Below are 15,891 nucleotides of genomic sequence, written 5' to 3' on the forward strand. Positions count from 1 at the left end.
CCGGCCCTCGGGACGGTTCGGTCCCGGTCTCAGCCCCGGTCGAGGATGAGACTCATGGCCTCGGACCGAGTACGGTCGCTGCTGCGGAATATCCCTCGCACCGCGGAGGTGACCGTCTTGGCACCGGGTTTGCGCACCCCGCGCATGGTCATGCACAGGTGTTCCGCCTCGACCACCACGATCACGCCGCGCGGGTCCAGGTGGTCCATGATGGCGTCGGAGACCTGACCGGTCAGCCGCTCCTGCACCTGCGGCCTGCGGGCGTAGACGTCCACGAGGCGGGCGAGCTTGCTCAGGCCGGTGATGCGGCCGTCCACTCCCGGTATGTAACCCACGTGGGCCACCCCGTAGAACGGCACGAGGTGGTGCTCGCACGTCGAGTAGAGCTCGATGTCCTTGACCAGGACCATCTCCTCGTGGTCGGCCTCGAAGACCGTGGTGAGCACGTCACCCGGCTTCTGGCCCAGACCCGAGAACTGCTCCTCGTAGGCCCTGGCGACACGATCGGGGGTCTTGACGAGCCCGTCACGGTCGGGGTCCTCCCCGATGGCGATGAGGATCTCACGGACCGCGCGGGCGATCCGCTCACGATCCACGGGTCTGGAGGGAAGGTCGCTCACGCCTGTTCTCCTTCGTTGCCGACTCCCTCGGGGAGCCGACCATTGAACTCCGATCCCTGCACCTCGGCGCCGTTGAGTGGGGTCATCTCCTTCTTGGAGCGCACCGGCGGCCGGTTGGAGGGCTGACGTTTGCCGTAGCCGGTGTAGGAACCGCGCGAGGGACGCTTACGGACGGGGGCGAAGACCGCCAACACCTCGTCCTTGGTGAGCGTCTCCCGCTCCAACAGCTGCAGGACCAGGTCGTCGAGAACGTCCCGGTATTCGACGAGGACCTCGTAGGCCTCATCGTGCGCCGACTCGATGAGGCGACGCACCTCCTCGTCGATGATGGAGGCGATCTCCTCGGAGTACTCGCGGGCGTGCGACATCTCGCGGCCCAGGAACGGCTCGCTGTTGGCGGAACCGAACTTGCGGGCGCCCAGGCGCTCGCTCATGCCGTACTCGGTGACCATGTTGCGGGCCAGGTCGGTGGCCTTGTCGATGTCGTTGCTCGCGCCGGTGGTGGGCTCGTGGAAGACGAGCTCCTCGGCGGCGCGACCACCGAGCATCATGGCCAGCTGGTCCATCATCTGCGAACGCGAGGTGAGGAACTTGTCCTCGGTCGGCACCGACATGGTGTAACCGAGGGCGCGACCGCGCGGCAGGATCGTGATCTTGTGCACCGGGTCGGCGTTGGGCAGCGCGTGCCCGACCAGGGCGTGACCGCCCTCGTGGTAGGCGATGACCTTCTTCTCACGGTCCGACATCACCCGGGACTTGCGCTCGGGGCCGGCCATCACACGTTCGATGGCCTCCTCCAGGATCGCGTGGGTGATGACCTTCTTGTCCGCGCGCGCGGACAGCAGGGCGCCCTCGTTGATGACGTTGGCCAGGTCGGCACCGGTCATCCCTGCGGTCTGGCGAGCGATGACCGCGAAGTCGACGTCGTCGGCCATCGGCTTGCCCTTGGAGTGCACCTCAAGGATGTCGCGACGGCCGTCCAGGTCGGGACGGTCCACGACGACCTGGCGGTCGAAGCGGCCCGGACGCAGCAGCGCCGGGTCGAGGATGTCGGGCCGGTTGGTGGCGGCGATGAGGATGACGCCGCCTTTGACGTCGAAGCCGTCCATCTCGACCAGCATCTGGTTGAGGGTCTGCTCGCGCTCGTCGTGACCGCCGCCCATGCCGGCGCCGCGGTGGCGGCCGACGGCGTCGATCTCGTCGATGAAGATGATCGCGGGCGCGTTCGCCTTGGCCTGCTCGAACAGGTCCCGCACGCGGGAGGCGCCGACGCCGACGAACATCTCGACGAAGTCCGAACCGGAGATGGAGTAGAACGGCACCCCGGCCTCACCGGCGACGGCTCGGGCCAGCAGCGTCTTACCGGTACCGGGCGGGCCCATGAGCAGGACGCCCTTGGGGATCTTGGCGCCCATCGACTGGAACTTCTCCGGGCTCTGCAGGAACTCCTTGATCTCGTGGAGTTCCTCGATGGCCTCGTCGGCCCCGGCGACGTCGTCGAAGGTGTTCTTGGGCGTGTCCTTGGTGATGAGCTTGGCCTTGGACTTGCCGAAGTTCATCACGCGGGAGCCGCCGCCCTGCATCTGGCTGAAGATGAACCAGAAGATGACGATGATGATGATCAGCGGCAGGAGGCTGAACAGCGCGGTCGTCCAGACCGGGGTGGTGGCGACGGAGACCTTGTAGTCCTTCAGCGCGCCGTCCGGGTTCTGGCTCGACTCCTGGAGCAGGGTGGCCAGTTCCATGCCCTGGCCTTCGACCCAGTAGGCCTCCAGGATCTCGCCGTCGACGGTGGTCAGCTCGATGCGCTGATCACGATCGACGATCTCGGCATCCTCGACCTCGTCCTGCTCGATGAGCCGGTAGACCTCGGAGATGTCGGCTTCCTCCGGCTGTGGGCCTCCACCGACGTCGAACACGCGGAAGCCGATGACGAGCATGAGGGCGACGACCAGGATCCAAATCCACGGGCCGCGGAAAATACGCTTCAGATTCATGTGAGCGGAACCCTGTCGGGTCCGTCCCTCCAGACCAGGCCGCCCGCCCCAGAGGACTGTCCGGAGCAGGACCTATCGGACACGTGCTCCCCGCGCTGACGCCGGGATATTCGACGGTACACCTCGCCGCGCCGGGCGGGCACACCGCTGAGGCCGGACGCGAGCCGTCATGGAAGCAACGACGACGACCCGTTCCGTTGTTCCCGAGCCCCGCCCGCGTGGGCCATGACACGGTCGCGCGGGCGGGGATCGGGCTAGTTCTCGTAGACGTGCGGAGCGAGGGTGCCGATGAACGGAAGGTTCCGGTACTTCTCCGCGTAGTCCAGTCCGTAACCGACGATGAACTCGTTGGGCAGGTCGAAACCGATGTACTTGACGTCGAGGTCGACGTCGAAGGCCAGCGGCTTGCGGACCATGGTGCAGACCTCGACCGACTTCGGGCCGCGCGAACGCAGGTTGCCCACCAGCCAGGAGAGGGTCAGCCCGGAGTCGATGACGTCCTCGACGATCAGGACGTCACGGTCCTTGATGTCGGTCTCCAGGTCCTTGAGGATGCGCACCACACCCGAGGACGTGGTGCCCGCTCCGTAGGAGGACACCGCCATCCAGTCCATCGAGACCGAGGTGTGCAGTACTCGGGCCAGGTCGGCCATGACCATGACGGCACCCTTGAGCACACCGACGATCAGCAGGTCCCGGCCCGCGTAGTCCGCGTCGATCCGCGCGCCCAGCTCGGCCAGACGCGCATTGATCTCTTCCTCGGTGACCAGAACCTTCTCCAGGTCTTGGCCCATGTCCTTAGCGTCCACGCTCACTGTCCTCGCTGCTGGATTCCCCGTTTGCGGCAACCAGGATAAACGTGCCGAACGTGGCGACAGCGCCGGACCGCGACACAAGAGGGCAGGGTCACCGCCCGCGACGGGCCGACTTCAGTGAACGAAGTGGATGCGACCGGCCGTGCGGCGGCCACGAACGCCACCGGGCAGGTCGATGTGGGCCTGGCCACGCCACTCCGTGATCAACCGTTCGAGCTCGCGTACGTGGCGGGCGGTGAGGTCGGTGGCCGGACAGCCGGCGTCGAGCGCGGCACGGCGCAGCACGCGGGTACGCAGTGAGGTGTCGGCCTCCTCCAGCGGTCCGACGGCCAGGCCCTCCGCACCGGAGGCCGCCTCCAGCGCACGGTCGTACAGCGTGGCGGCGAGGTCGTCCAGGGTGTCGGCGTCGGCCCGGAGCATCGTCGCGGTACGTGCCAGGGCCGCCGTGATCCCGGGGCCGAGCGTCCGTTCCAGGGCGGGAAGCGCCTCATGCCGTACCCGGGATCGGGCGAACCGCGGGTCGTGGTTGTGCGGGTCCTCCCAAGGGCTCAGGTCCATGAGCCGGCACGCCGCACGGACCGTGGCCCGGTCCAGTTCCAGCAGGGGACGACGATAGGGCCCGGAGGAGGCGGACATCCCCGCCAGGGAACGGGCCCCCGAGCCGCGGGCCAGTCCGAGCAGGACCGTCTCCGCCTGGTCGTCGAGGGTGTGTCCGAGCAGCACCACCGCGGGAGCGTGCTCCCGTACGGCCGTGTCCAGGGCGTCATAGCGGGCCCTTCTGGCGGCGGCCTCGGGACCGCCCGAGCCGGCCACCCGCACGGTGGCCACGTCCACGGGGTCGAGGCCGATCCCGCGCAACACCTTGGCGACCCCTTCGGCCCGTTCGGCCGAGCCCTCCTGGAGTCCGTGGTCCACGGTGACGGCGCCCGCCGCGCGCCCCATCCGAGGCGCCTCGAAGGCGAGCGCCCCGGCCAGGGCCAACGAGTCCGCTCCGCCGCTACAGGCCGCGAGCGCGGTGGTGTCGGCCGGCAGAGCGGACAGCACCCGCCGGACCGCCGAGCGAACGGCGGCCACGGCGGGGGGCGGACCGCTCACTCGCTGATGGCGGCGGGGCGCACGACCCGTTCGATCCACGTCGAGGGATTACGGATCTCCTCGATGGTGGGCAGGGTCTCGGGCGAGGTCCACACCTTGTTGAACTCGGCCATGCCGACCTGGGCGACCACCTGTCGGACGAAGGTCGCGCCCTCCTCGTACTGCTTCATCTTCATGTCCATGCCCAGGAGCTGGCGCATGATCCGGTCGAGCGGGTTGCCCCCCTCGCGCCGCTTCTGGAAGCGGGCCCGGATGGTCTCGGCCGAGGGCACGACCTCGGGACCGACCGCGTCCATCACGTAGTCCCCGTGCCCCTCGGCCAGGCTCATGACCGCGGTGACCCGATCCATGAGCTCGTTCTGTTCCGGGGTCTGGAACGCGGTGAGGAGGTTCCCCTCGCCGCCCCGCACGGCTTCGGCCACGGCCTCACCGGCCTGCCGGAGCCGGTCGATGAGGTCGGAGGCGTCCATCTCCGTGGACAGCAGGAGTTCCTGCATGAGCTGCTGGACGTGGTCGCGCAGCCACGGCGTGGCCGTGAACTGCATCCGGTGGGTCTCCTCGTGCAGGCAGACCCACAGTCGGAAGTCGCGAGGGTCGACGTCCAACTCGCGTTCGGTGTTGACGATGTTGGGCGCCACCAGGGTCAGTCGCCCGGTCGGCGAGTGGCCGTTCGGGTCCGGTGGCAGGAAGAGCTCGTACTGGCCGAGGACCTTCCCCGCCAGGTAGGACAGGACGGCGCCGAGCTGCATCCCGGTCACACGTGAACCGACCGCGCCGGCCAGGTTCCCGGCCGGGCTCTTGTTCAGCCGATCGGCGCCCATCTGTTCGAGTACGGGTTCGAGCACCACCCGGAACCCGTTGACGTTGGCTCGAATCCACCCGGGTCTGTCCACGATGGTCGCGGGACCCGAGGGTTCGAGGGGGTTCATACCGGTGAAGTCGCGCACGTGCCCGGCCGCCACAGAGGAGAGGTCGCGCAACTGCGCGACGGCCTGCCGTGCGTCGGCCAGATCCACCTGCGGCCCAGGGCGCACGAGGCGGACACCGGTGTTGACGGCTACGTCCCAGTCGATCACAGTCACATCGCCAGCCTACCCACGGGACGCCCGGTGGCACGGGGATCAGGGATCGAATTCAGGGCAGACCCCGGGATCGCCCTGAGGTGAGCCGAAACGAACCCGAGCGAATCGCCCATCAGCGGGCGGGCCCCACGGTGGATCCCACCCTGGGGCCCGCCGACGACCTCACGAACAGCCGCACTCGGCGAGGGCGGCGGCGAGGGTGTCCAAGGCCGGCCCGGTGGCGGCCTCGTCGTTGGCCATGAAGGCGAACACGAACGCGTTGCCCTCCTGGTCGTGGATGGTGCCGGCGAGTGTGCTGACGCCGTCGAGCGTCCCGGTCTTGCCCCGGACCATGCCGGCCGCGTGGTGCGAGGTGGAGTACTCGGAGTAGCGACCGGCGAGCGTGCCGGTGGAGTGCGCGGTGGGCAGCCCCGTGAGGGTCGCGTTGAGTTCGGGGTGCTCGCCGGCTGCTTTGAGCAGCTGGACGAGGGCCCGCGGGGTGATGCGGTTCTCGGTGCTCAGACCGCTGTTGTCCGCCAGGTCGACCCCGTCGATACCGAGGTCGTCCATGACACGGTGAGTGGTCTCGGAAGCACCGGTGAAGCTCGCCTCCGCCCCCGACTCCAGGGCGGCCACGCGGCCCAGGGCCTCGGCCATGTTGTTGTCGCTGGCCAACATCATGAACTCGACGAGGGAACTCACCGGAGCGGAGTCCACCGAGGCCACCGGTTCGCCGACGGATTCGGCCTCCCTCGGGTCGCCCTCGACGGTGAGTCCGGCCCGCTCCAGTTGGTCGGCGAAGGCCTCGGCGGCGGCCCGTGGTGGGTCGGGCACACGGGTGGACACGTCCGGTTCGACCCTGCCCTGGTCGACGAGCAACGCGTGGATGGTGGCGGTGCTGCCCTCGGTCACGTAGTTGGGCTTCCACCCCGGCCCGGTGTCCGAGCCGGTGAAGAGAGAGTCGTCATAGCCGATCTTCACGGTGTCCACGCCCTGCTCGGCGAGGGAGGCGGCGGTGTCGGACGCGAGCTCCTCCAGGGTCGCTACCTGTGGGTAAGCTGCGGAGTCGGCGGTCACGGTCAAAGTCGCGTCGCCCCCACCACGGAGCACCACACGGTTCTCCGCGGGATCGAGGTATGCCTCGGTCCGTAGAACGTGGTCGGGGCCGACGGTGTCCAGGACGGTGACGGCCGTGGCGATCTTCGTCGTCGACGCCGGGGTCACCGCGGCGTCGGCGTCCCGTTCGAAGAGTGTCTCCCCGGTCGATCCGTCGACCACGTAACCGGAGAGGCCCTCCTCGAGCCCGGACGACGACATGGGATCATCAAGAACGTCCGCGACCCGTTCCGGGTCCACCGGAGTCGGAGCCGCGGGTGCAACCGCCGCCACGCCGTCGGCGTGCGTGACGGGGTTGGGCACCGCCGGCAGCGGTCGTGCCTCGATCACGTCCAAGGCGACGAACCCGGTGATCAGCACGAATATGTTGAGCAGGGCCAGCGCGAGGATCGCCTCGCCTCGTACCCGTCGCACCCGGGGCACCTGCCCTTCCTTCGGTGTCGCGGTCTGACGTTGTTGTTATACGGCGACATTAGTCGCATTGGGAGCCGAGATCAGCATGGAATTCGACGTTACGATCGAGATCCCCAAGGGGGAGCGCAACAAGTACGAGGTGGACCACGAGACCGGTCGTATCCGTCTCGACCGCATGCTGTTCACCTCCACCACCTACCCCGCCGACTACGGCTTCGTAGAGGGAACGCTCGGTGAGGACGGTGACCCGCTGGACGCACTCGTCCTGCTCAAGGCCCCGACCTTCCCCGGCTGCCTCATCCGCGCCCGCGCCATCGGCATGTTCCGGATGCGCGACGAGGCCGGTGGTGACGACAAGCTGCTGTGCGTCCCGGCGACGGACCCGCGCCAGGAGCACCTGCGTGACATTCACCACGTCAACGAGTTCGAGCGTCTCGAAATCGAACACTTCTTCACCGTGTACAAGGACCTGGAGCCGGGCAAGTCCGTCGAGGGCGCCAGCTGGGTCGGCCGCCACGAGGCCGAGCAGGAGATCATCGCGTCGGTGAAGCGCGCCGAAGAGGCCGGTGTGCACGGGGACTCCTCGCACATCACCAACGAGGGCAAGTGACCGACGCACGTCTCGGCACCTGATCTGGCCCGGTGAGGTGGACTCACCGGGCCTGCTCGTGTCCGGGGAACCCTGTTCCTCGTTCCTCAGTCGGTCCCCAGCGGCAGGAGCAGGAGCAGGAGCAACACGCCCAGCAGCATCAGCGCCTGTGGCGTGGGGATCGAGAACACCACTCCGCGCAGGCTGTTGCGCGCCCCCTGTCGAAGGGGGAAGCCGTCATGACCGAACTGGTCGGCGCGGACCGCGACGTGGGACCGGTATCCGTCGAGTTCGGGGCGGGTCAGACCGTTGAGCACACGGACCCGGACCAGACCGTGGGGCCCCGCGAGGGTCGGACGAGCGATCCTCTCCCCACCCGCCCCGCAGGCACGGTGGCGGCCGCACTCCACCTCGGCCAACGCGTGCAGCCACTCCCCCAACCGCGCGGAGTCCCGTAGGCGGACGCTGTGCGCCCTGGCCACGATCAGGGTGTCCCGCAGCACGACGTGCGCGGTGTCCCGATCGCGTAGGACCAGGACGCAGTACCGGTACAACTCCTCCCCGTAGGCGTCGAGGAGACGAGCGTAGACGCCGGCCGGGCACGCGCGACCGGAACGCAGGTCGTGCAGAAGGTCCTGGTCCGTCATAGACCTAGAATCTACGCCGCGCGCCGCTCGGCGCTCTCCGGTTCGTGGAAAGACACGGCGGCCTTCCCTCGAATCCGGCCCATGGCGCGGAGCTCGGGAAACCGCGCGAAGTCCGACCTCGGTGGGGGTCTCAGGCGTCGTCGATGGGTCTTCGGGGGTTCGGAGGGCCGCCGGCGCCGTCCGAGCCACCCGGTTCCTCCCCGCCTCCCGGTTCCGATTCGGAGTCCGGTTCCGGCGACGGTCTCTCGCCCCCCGCGAAGAGGAAGCTCCCGTACCTGGCCCGCAGCCACAGGAGCACGTAGGTGAGCACGCACAGGAAGCAGATGAGCAGTGCCGCCTCCACGCCGAGGAAACCCAGCGCCATCACCCCGGTGGCGGCCACGACGACGGCCCGTACCAGCACACGCGCCCACAGTCCCTGCGCCTCGGGGTTCAAGGCTGCCCTCTGGGAACGGACGGCTGCACTGCCACTCCTGTCACTACGGCTGTTCTGGGAGGTGGGGCCCGAAGCGGCGAGAACGCCGTTCTCCCGGGCTCCACATGTCACCACCACGGGACGCCACCCGCAACATGCCCGGTACGTCTCCGGCGTGAGCGGTTCGACGCGCTCGTCTTCCGGTGTCCGCTTGACTCACCACCGGCTTTGCTGATCTCCTTACTGCCATGTATCCGCGCACCCGCACCGTCGCCTCGGCTCGTACGGCCCCCAACGGGGCCTCCTGCCTGCAGGCTTGTGCGGCGTGTCCGTGTTGTCGTCACTGAGTCGCAGTCGAGGGGACGGATTCCACCGACCCCGCACGACCGGCCCGTGATCGGCCCCCGTCCTTCGACGTGAGACGGCCGTGACGGGTCTTCGCTTGGGTGATCTTCCTCTCCGAACGCGCGTTCGGAGGCATCGACCCCACCGTTCCGGGACCTCCCGGGCCCCATGACGACTTTCCCGTGATCGCCCACCACACCGGTGATCACGCACACGTGAAGGATCCTCTCACGATGCCGCAGCAGACCTCCGCGCCGGCCACCGCCCCTCGCGTTCCGACCGAGCACGCCCCCCGACAACGCACCGCGACCGTGTCCCTGGACGGGATCGGCGACGTCGTGGACGCCGGACGCACCTCCGGCTACGCCCACCTGGGCGCTCGCCGCCTGCCCACTCTCGGACAGGTGGTCGTCGCCGCCAGGGACGCCGCGACCGCGCTGCGCCCGACCCTCTGGCCGACCCGCCGAGGGAGCTGGCAGCCCGCCCCGCGCAGCGTCCGCCGCCTGGTCCGTGGGCGCTTCCGGGTCACGTCCGTGGCCCTGGAGCCCAACGGCTTCATCGCCGGGCCCTCTCCGCGCGCCGAGAATGCGCACACCCTGGAGGCGCTGTACCTGGTCAGCGGACGCGCCCACCTGATCACCTCCGACACCGACGGTCAGATGCTGTCGGCCGCGGAACTGACCTCGGGCCGGGCCCGTGTGGTGGGCGGTGGCACGCGGGGAGGCCGGCACCTGGTGAACACCGGTGAGGAGGTCGCGATCCTGGTACGGGTCACCGCCTGAACCGGAGTTCGGGCGGCGTGGGGTCGCCTCAGTCGCCATCGGAACGCCCGGTTCCGGCCGCGCGCAGGGCCTCGTCCACGGCCTCGACGGAGCGGAGGAGCCCGGCCGTGCGCCGACCCTCGGCGAGGTAGGCGCTCATGACCTGGTCGAGAGCGTGCGGGGGCAGGTGACCACGCAGGTCCACCCGGGCCGTTCGATATCCCTCCCTGGCCGCCTCCAACGTCGCCGAGACGTACTGGCGGGCCAGGCGGGAGAGAGCGACGGGATGGCGGCGCAGGACTCCGTGCAACCGGTAGTCGGCGGGCACGTGGTCGAACAACCACTCCAGGGCCGTCTGCTCGAAGGAGTCCGACCCGGGTGGGTGCACACTCACGGGCCAGTCCGGCGTCAGGGACTGATCGGGCATGCCCCCCAGCATACCCATTGTTCGAAAGTATGTTCGATAACCTCCGGGTGAATCGGTCCGATTCCCTAGTCCGGTTTCTTCTCCGTGGACCCCGAACCGGCCTTGTCCGTCTTGTCGTCCTTCTCGGCCTGGCGGCGTTCGAACTCCACCCGAATGGCCTGCTCCGCCGCGTCCACCGCCGCTCTGGCGGTGATGGCGTTGGTGTGCGCGCGGTCCAACTCCTCAAGGAGGATGCAGTCGAAGGCCACTCGCGCATCATGGATCGCGGCTTCCAGCTGACGTGATGCCTCTTCCAGACTCATGACCCTCCCTTCCCCAGAAGTCGGCAACCGCACACACCGATCACAGGGGCAACGCGACGTAACGGACACCACGGGGCACCGTCCTCACAGGTCACGGCGGCGGCGCTTCAGTCCTCGACCGGTGGGGTAGGTGATCATCGGACCACATGACCGCACAGGGAGCCCCATGGTGTACTTCGTCCTCGCCCTGCTCGCGATCTGGTTGATCCTCGCCATCGTCGGCACTCTGATCGAAGGCCTGTTCTGGCTCGCACTGCTCGGCGGCGTCCTCTTCGTCGCCACCGCCGTCTGGGCCCGTTGGCAAAGCCGACCGGACATCTGACCGCTCCGACGACCGCCTCAGGATTCCAGCGCCGGGCGCCCTCCCCCGTCCAGACGTCGCAGCACCCGGCGGGCGCGCGCCTGGTCACCGCCCAGGTGCGAGGCGACCAGACCGAGCGCCTCGTCGGTATGCCCCAGGACCATCAGGTTGCGTACCCGTGCGCGCAGCCCCGCGGGCAGCTCGTCGGGATCACGCTGCGCCGGAACGTAACCGCCCACGACCTCCTTGGGGCCGGCTCGCGGCGGGGGTTCCGGCTCGGGAAGCGCGTGGCGCGTCTCCATCCGGGCGAGCACCCCTCGTAGGACGTAGGATCCGACGCCCAGAACCACCACCGCGCCCATCAGGGCGAACAACATGAACATCAGACTCATATCGCCCACCTACCCACACTTCGGACACGGCAGGCTCAACGCCGACACACACGGAGTAATCATTGGACCAAGAGGCCGGGAGCGGTCCAGAGCGTCAGTCGCCGCTCCCCCAACCCTGCGGCAGGTCCTCGGGAAGCAGGGTCTGGAGTTCGGCCACCTCGGGGATCTCGCCCCCGTGGGCCGCGGCCTCGATCCGCCGCGTCTGGCGCGCCACACACTCCTCGAAGAGCGCGCGGACCTCGATCCCGCCGCGTTCGGCGAACCCGTCCGTCGGCGCTCCGATCAGGTCCGCCAGCGCCTCTCGGGTCCGTTTCGGCAACCGCAGACCGGTCTCCTCGGCCATCGCCGCGAAGACCTCCACCAGTTCGTCGGTCTTGTAGGGCGCGAACTCCACCAGTCCGGCGAACCGCTCCGCCAGGCGAAGACCGGCCCGCATCAGGGACGCCACCGACTCGGGATCGCCGGTCAGGACCACCGCGACGTCGTCGTGGTGGGTCCGCATCAGACCGCCGAGGACGTCGGCCGTCTCCTGACCGAGTCCGGTTCCCCCGGAACCTCCCGATTCCGGCAGGAGAACCGACAGCACCCCGCCTCGTGCTCGTTCGAAGGCCGCCAGCGCCTCCTTGGAGGGGCGCCCCCGATCCACCAGGTCCTCGGCCCGCAGCCGTACCGAATGTCCGCGCGCGGCCAGCCCCAGGGCGGCGAGGAGTTCACCGTACAGACCGGCCACGGTGGAACGCCCGGTCCCGGTCCGGCCGGAGAACACCAGGTGGCGTGAGCGCCGGTCCTCCCCCTCCTCTCCACCACGTCGGGGTGATGTCAGCAGGCTCGACAGTTGGCGGGCCAGTGCCTCCTTGACCTCACCACGGCCCGCCAGGGAGTCCAGCCGGGCCATCAACGCGGTGACCTGGCCGCCCATCCGCCGATCGGGATCGGTCGCGACGGGGTCGGTCACCCCCTCCAGGTCCTCGGACAGGAGCCGGGTGAGGTCGTCCACGGTCGTGTAACCACCCTCGACGATCCGCTCGGACTGGGTCCGGACCGCACCACCGAGCACCCTGCGGACCTCGCGCCCGTTGTCGAAGGCCACGCCCCGGACCCGGCGTTGGAAGTGACCGACCAACAGGTCATGCACCCCCTCCCCCAGGTCGTAGCCGCGCTCAGCGGCCTCCCCGGCGAAGATCCCGGCCAGTTGCTCGGGTGAGTACTCCTCGAACTCGACGGTCCGCGCCACCCGCGCGCGCAGCCCGGGGGAGGCGTCGAGCAGGGACCGAAGCCGATCGGAGTGCCCCGCCAGGACCAACACGAATTCCTCGCCCGGCGCCTCCATCAGCGCGACCAGGGTGTCGATCACCTCTCGACCGTGCACATCCGGTGTTCCGGACTCACCGAACAGGGCGTGCGCCCCGTCGACGAACAGCACCCCGCCGCGGGCCCGCTCCACGGCCTCGGCCACCCTGTCCCGGGTGCCTCCCTGGTATTCGGCCACCAGGTCCGGCCGGGCCACCTCGATGAACCGTCCACGTTCGGACTCGCCCAACGACCTCAGGATCTGCCCGTACAGCCGGGCCACGGTCGTCTTCCCGATCCCGGGCGGTCCGGCCAACACCAGGTGGCGGCCCACGTTCAACCCGGGCAGCCCCGCCGCGACCCGTTCGGCGCTCACCCGTTGCAGGTCGACCAGGGCCCGGACCTGCCGTTTGACCCGTTCCTGTCCGACCAGCGCGTTCAGTTCGGTGAGCAGTGAGTCCAGCGAGCGTTCGCGGTCCCGTACCGACCCGTCCCCGTTCCCGCCGACGGAACGACCGGAGGAACCCCCGCCCCGGGCGACCACACGTTCGCCGTCGCCCCCACGGTTGTCGCTGAAGGTGCTGTCCTCCAGGTAGACCGAAGCGCCGGCGGCGGCCCACAGACCCTCGTCGTCGTTGCCGGACACGGTGCAGCGCACCAGCCGTACCCGCCCACCGTCCTCCACCATGAGACCGTCGCCCCGACCGTCCCTGATCGCGGTGTCCTCCAGGGCCACCACGGCGCCCTCACCCACACGCACACCACGCTCTCCGCTGCCCGAGAACGTGGAGGAGCGGACCGTGACGTAGCCACCCTGCGCGTAGACGCCGTCCTCCCCGCATTCGGAGAGGTCGGCGTCGACCAGACGCACCTCGGTGCCGTCGAGGATGTTGAGGCCGTCCTCACGGGCATCGCGCAGCACCATGCCGCGCACGGTGACCGTGGCGTCCTCACGGCTGTGGATCCCCGACCCCACGTCGTGGCCGACGATGTCCTCGAATCCCCCTGTACCACCGACCACGATGGCCATCGGGCCATGCCATCGGCTCACCCGCAGGTCGTCGACCTCGAAACGCGAACGCACCGCCGCGATCGCGCCACGCCCCTCCTGGACGCTCTCGGCCACCGACATCCCCGACACCTTCACGCGGGCACCATCGGCGACCAGCAGGGCGGCCTTGCCGACCTGCTCGCAGCGCAGGTCGGTCACCGTGGCCTCGGCGCCGTCGATGAGGACGGCGTCGGCGGCGGCCCCCTCCACCTTGAGGCCCCGCACCATGAGTCGACCACCCTCGATGGCCAGCCCGGTCCGGGTGGAGCCGAGGATCTCGCAGTCGCGGAGGGTGCTCTGGGAGTCGCCATGGACGAAGAAGGCGTCCGTCTCCTCCTTGTGCGGCGACTCCACCACCAGCCGGGTGAAGTCGGCACGGGAACGCTCGTAGACCCGGACCGGCCAGTCGTGCGAGCCCGTGACCCGCACGTCGGTGAACTCGGGCGCGGCCCGATCCCGGACGTAGATGCCACCGCCGTCCACCAGCGCGCAATCGGTCACCTCCGGGGAGGCCCCCGCCACGTACAGGGTGTGCCAGTCGTCGTGGGCCCCGGCGAAGATGGTCCCGCCGATCTTCGGGGAACACCTCCCCTGGACGGCGATCACCGCGCCGGCGAAGTAGCAGTCGCGTACGAAGCCCTCGCTGCCGTCCCACAACAGACCGCTGTCCTCGAATCGGCAGCCGATCACCTCGGCGTGCGCCCCGGACACGGTCACCCGTCGCGGTGAGGTGAAGACGCAGTCGACCGCGCGCAGCCGGGCCCCTTCCTGCACGTACAGCGGCGGGTACTCGTCCGATGAACTACGCACGCCGACCCCGTACAGCTCCAGGTCGCCGCCCTTGTGCACGTTGAAGACGTTGGTCTCGTTGCCCGCCGTGACCGTGACGGTGCCCGCCCCTTCGGTGGGCATCACGACCACACGCCGTAGCACTCCGACCGCCTGGGGCTCGACGTACTCGCCCGGCTCCACCCGCAGGTAGAGGTCCGAGCCCGTGTACCGGGGGTCTCTGAGCACCTGCCCCAGGGAAGAACTCGCGGCGGAATCCGTCTTCGAGACGCGGACCGTGATCATCCATCGACTCCCAAGGGGGTAGCGGCCGCGGCGCCGCGCCAAAGGGTCTGCGCTATGTACCGTATCCACCCCAGGGTCCGGGAACCCGATACGGCCCGTACCCCTTGTGGCCAGGGTCGGTCAGAACCCGACGACGTCCTCCGGTGACAGTGTCTGGAGTTCGCTCACGTCGGGGACGCCCCCGGCCAGGGCCGCGGCCTCGATCCGGCGCGCCTGCCGGGTCACGCTCGCCTCGAACAGCTTGCGGACCTCCCGTCCGTTGCCGTCGGACAGGCGTGCCTCTTCGCGCCCCATGGTCTCCGCCAGAGCCGCGCGGGTCTCCTCGGGGACCAAGAAGTCGGCTCCTTCGGCCATTCCCACGAAGATGCTCAGTAGTTCATCACCGCCGTAGGGAGCGAATTCGACGGTGCGGGAGAAGCGGGAGGCCAGCCCGGGGTTGCTCGCCAGGAAACCATCCATCTCGCCGGTGTAGCCCGCGGCGATCACCACCACCTCGTCACGGTGATCCTCCATGAGCTTGAGCAGGGTGTCGATGGCCTCCTGACCGAAGTCACCGCCGGAACCACCCGGACGAGCCAACGTGTAGGCCTCGTCGACGAACAGGACCCCACCGCGGGCCCGTTCGAACACGTCCTTGGTCTTCTGCGCCGTGTGGCCGATGTAGGAGCCCACCAGATCGGCTCGGGCGGCCTCGACCACCTGCCCCTGCGCGAGCACGCCCAGGGCCGCCATGAGCTGACCGTAGATGCGCGCCACGGTGGTCTTGCCGGTCCCGGGCGGACCGGAGAACACCAGGTGTTGGGAGGACATCGAGGTGGCCAGTCCCGCCTCCTCGCGGCGTCGGTTCGCGGAGATGAGGCTGATGAGGTCGGCGACCTCCCGCTTGACCCCGGCGAGCCCCACCATGTTCTCCAGGCGGGCCATGAGCTCTCGGGTCTGTTCGGCGTCCCGAGGACCGCCCACCCGCGCGGACAGACCGGTGTCCACGACACCTTCCAGGTCCTCGGGCAGGATCAGCGCGAGGGCCTCGACGGAACTGGCGTCACCGGCGACGATCCTCCCGGCCTGGGCCTGGACGATCTCCTCGAACAGACGCCGCGCCTCACGTCCGTTGCCGAACGTCTCGTCCCGGCTCTGCCCCTGGAAGTGGCGGACCAACAGCTCACGAACGCCCTCCCC

Annotated in this window: 16 protein-coding genes; 3 read left to right on the forward strand and 13 right to left on the reverse strand. The window is 69.3% G+C overall.

What is annotated here, in order from left to right:
• Positions 1-29 precede the first annotated feature (29 nt).
• The 6 genes from folE to dacB all read right to left on the reverse strand — a co-directional run bounded on the left by folE (position 30) and on the right by dacB (position 7,127).
• The gene (gene folE, locus ABZ717_RS09795; RefSeq protein ID WP_358507779.1) at positions 30-620 is read right to left on the reverse strand and encodes a GTP cyclohydrolase I FolE; all 591 of its coding nucleotides are present in this window, start codon (positions 618-620) and stop codon (positions 30-32) included.
• On the reverse strand, positions 617-2,617 hold the full coding sequence (ftsH, locus tag ABZ717_RS09800; protein ID WP_358507781.1) for an ATP-dependent zinc metalloprotease FtsH: 2,001 nt from the start codon (positions 2,615-2,617) through the stop codon (positions 617-619). The genes folE and ftsH overlap by 4 nt, the downstream gene beginning before the upstream one ends.
• A gap of 254 nt (positions 2,618-2,871) precedes the next feature.
• The gene (gene hpt / locus ABZ717_RS09805; RefSeq protein ID WP_358507783.1) at positions 2,872-3,426 is read right to left on the reverse strand and encodes a hypoxanthine phosphoribosyltransferase; all 555 of its coding nucleotides are present in this window, start codon (positions 3,424-3,426) and stop codon (positions 2,872-2,874) included.
• A gap of 120 nt (positions 3,427-3,546) precedes the next feature.
• Complete coding sequence (gene tilS / locus ABZ717_RS09810) at positions 3,547-4,527, reverse strand: tRNA lysidine(34) synthetase TilS (RefSeq protein ID WP_358507785.1); 981 nt, start codon at positions 4,525-4,527, stop codon at positions 3,547-3,549.
• On the reverse strand, positions 4,524-5,603 hold the full coding sequence (locus ABZ717_RS09815; protein WP_358507816.1) for a zinc-dependent metalloprotease: 1,080 nt from the start codon (positions 5,601-5,603) through the stop codon (positions 4,524-4,526). The genes tilS and ABZ717_RS09815 overlap by 4 nt, the downstream gene beginning before the upstream one ends.
• 168 nt (positions 5,604-5,771) lie before the next feature.
• Positions 5,772-7,127, reverse strand: a complete 1,356-nt coding sequence (gene dacB, locus ABZ717_RS09820; protein ID WP_358507787.1) for a D-alanyl-D-alanine carboxypeptidase/D-alanyl-D-alanine-endopeptidase — start codon at positions 7,125-7,127, stop codon at positions 5,772-5,774.
• A gap of 76 nt (positions 7,128-7,203) precedes the next feature.
• Between dacB and ABZ717_RS09825 the strand changes: the two genes are divergently transcribed.
• Positions 7,204-7,728 (forward strand): inorganic diphosphatase, encoded by a 525-nt coding sequence (locus ABZ717_RS09825; RefSeq protein WP_358507789.1) that lies wholly within the window; start codon positions 7,204-7,206, stop codon positions 7,726-7,728.
• 86 nt (positions 7,729-7,814) lie between these two features.
• On the opposite strand, the gene ABZ717_RS09830 is transcribed toward ABZ717_RS09825, so the two are convergent.
• Positions 7,815-8,354 (reverse strand): sigma-70 family RNA polymerase sigma factor, encoded by a 540-nt coding sequence (locus ABZ717_RS09830; RefSeq protein ID WP_358507791.1) that lies wholly within the window; start codon positions 8,352-8,354, stop codon positions 7,815-7,817.
• A 130-nt stretch (positions 8,355-8,484) separates the two neighbouring features.
• Positions 8,485-8,790 (reverse strand): hypothetical protein, encoded by a 306-nt coding sequence (locus ABZ717_RS09835; protein ID WP_358507793.1) that lies wholly within the window; start codon positions 8,788-8,790, stop codon positions 8,485-8,487.
• Positions 8,791-9,347: 557 nt separating this feature from the next.
• Between ABZ717_RS09835 and ABZ717_RS09840 the strand changes: the two genes are divergently transcribed.
• Positions 9,348-9,896: a hypothetical protein gene (locus ABZ717_RS09840; RefSeq protein ID WP_358507795.1), complete on the forward strand. Its 549-nt coding sequence runs from the start codon at positions 9,348-9,350 to the stop codon at positions 9,894-9,896.
• Between the two features lie 28 nt (positions 9,897-9,924).
• Here ABZ717_RS09840 and ABZ717_RS09845 read toward each other — a convergent pair whose 3' ends face one another.
• Together ABZ717_RS09845 and ABZ717_RS09850 are read right to left on the reverse strand one after the other, a co-directional pair.
• The gene (locus ABZ717_RS09845; protein ID WP_358507817.1) at positions 9,925-10,314 is read right to left on the reverse strand and encodes a hypothetical protein; all 390 of its coding nucleotides are present in this window, start codon (positions 10,312-10,314) and stop codon (positions 9,925-9,927) included.
• Between the two features lie 53 nt (positions 10,315-10,367).
• Positions 10,368-10,604: a hypothetical protein gene (locus ABZ717_RS09850; RefSeq protein ID WP_358507797.1), complete on the reverse strand. Its 237-nt coding sequence runs from the start codon at positions 10,602-10,604 to the stop codon at positions 10,368-10,370.
• A 166-nt stretch (positions 10,605-10,770) separates the two neighbouring features.
• Here ABZ717_RS09850 and ABZ717_RS09855 point away from each other — a divergent pair, with 166 nt between their 5' ends.
• Entirely contained in the window at positions 10,771-10,926 is a 156-nt protein-coding gene (locus ABZ717_RS09855) for a hypothetical protein (protein WP_358507798.1), read from the forward strand.
• 17 nt (positions 10,927-10,943) lie between these two features.
• Here ABZ717_RS09855 and ABZ717_RS09860 read toward each other — a convergent pair whose 3' ends face one another.
• The 3 genes from ABZ717_RS09860 to ABZ717_RS09870 form a co-directional block, all read right to left on the reverse strand.
• On the reverse strand, positions 10,944-11,297 hold the full coding sequence (locus ABZ717_RS09860; protein WP_358507800.1) for a hypothetical protein: 354 nt from the start codon (positions 11,295-11,297) through the stop codon (positions 10,944-10,946).
• A gap of 94 nt (positions 11,298-11,391) precedes the next feature.
• Positions 11,392-14,712, reverse strand: coding sequence for a right-handed parallel beta-helix repeat-containing protein (locus ABZ717_RS09865; protein WP_358507802.1), 3,321 nt, complete (start codon positions 14,710-14,712; stop codon positions 11,392-11,394).
• Positions 14,713-14,832: 120 nt separating this feature from the next.
• Positions 14,833-15,891, reverse strand: a 1,059-nt coding sequence (locus ABZ717_RS09870) for an AAA family ATPase (RefSeq protein ID WP_358507804.1), incomplete at its 5' end; no start/stop codon positions are given.

The organism is Nocardiopsis sp. NPDC006832, from assembly GCF_040635885.1.
Taxonomy (GTDB): domain Bacteria; phylum Actinomycetota; class Actinomycetes; order Streptosporangiales; family Streptosporangiaceae; genus Nocardiopsis.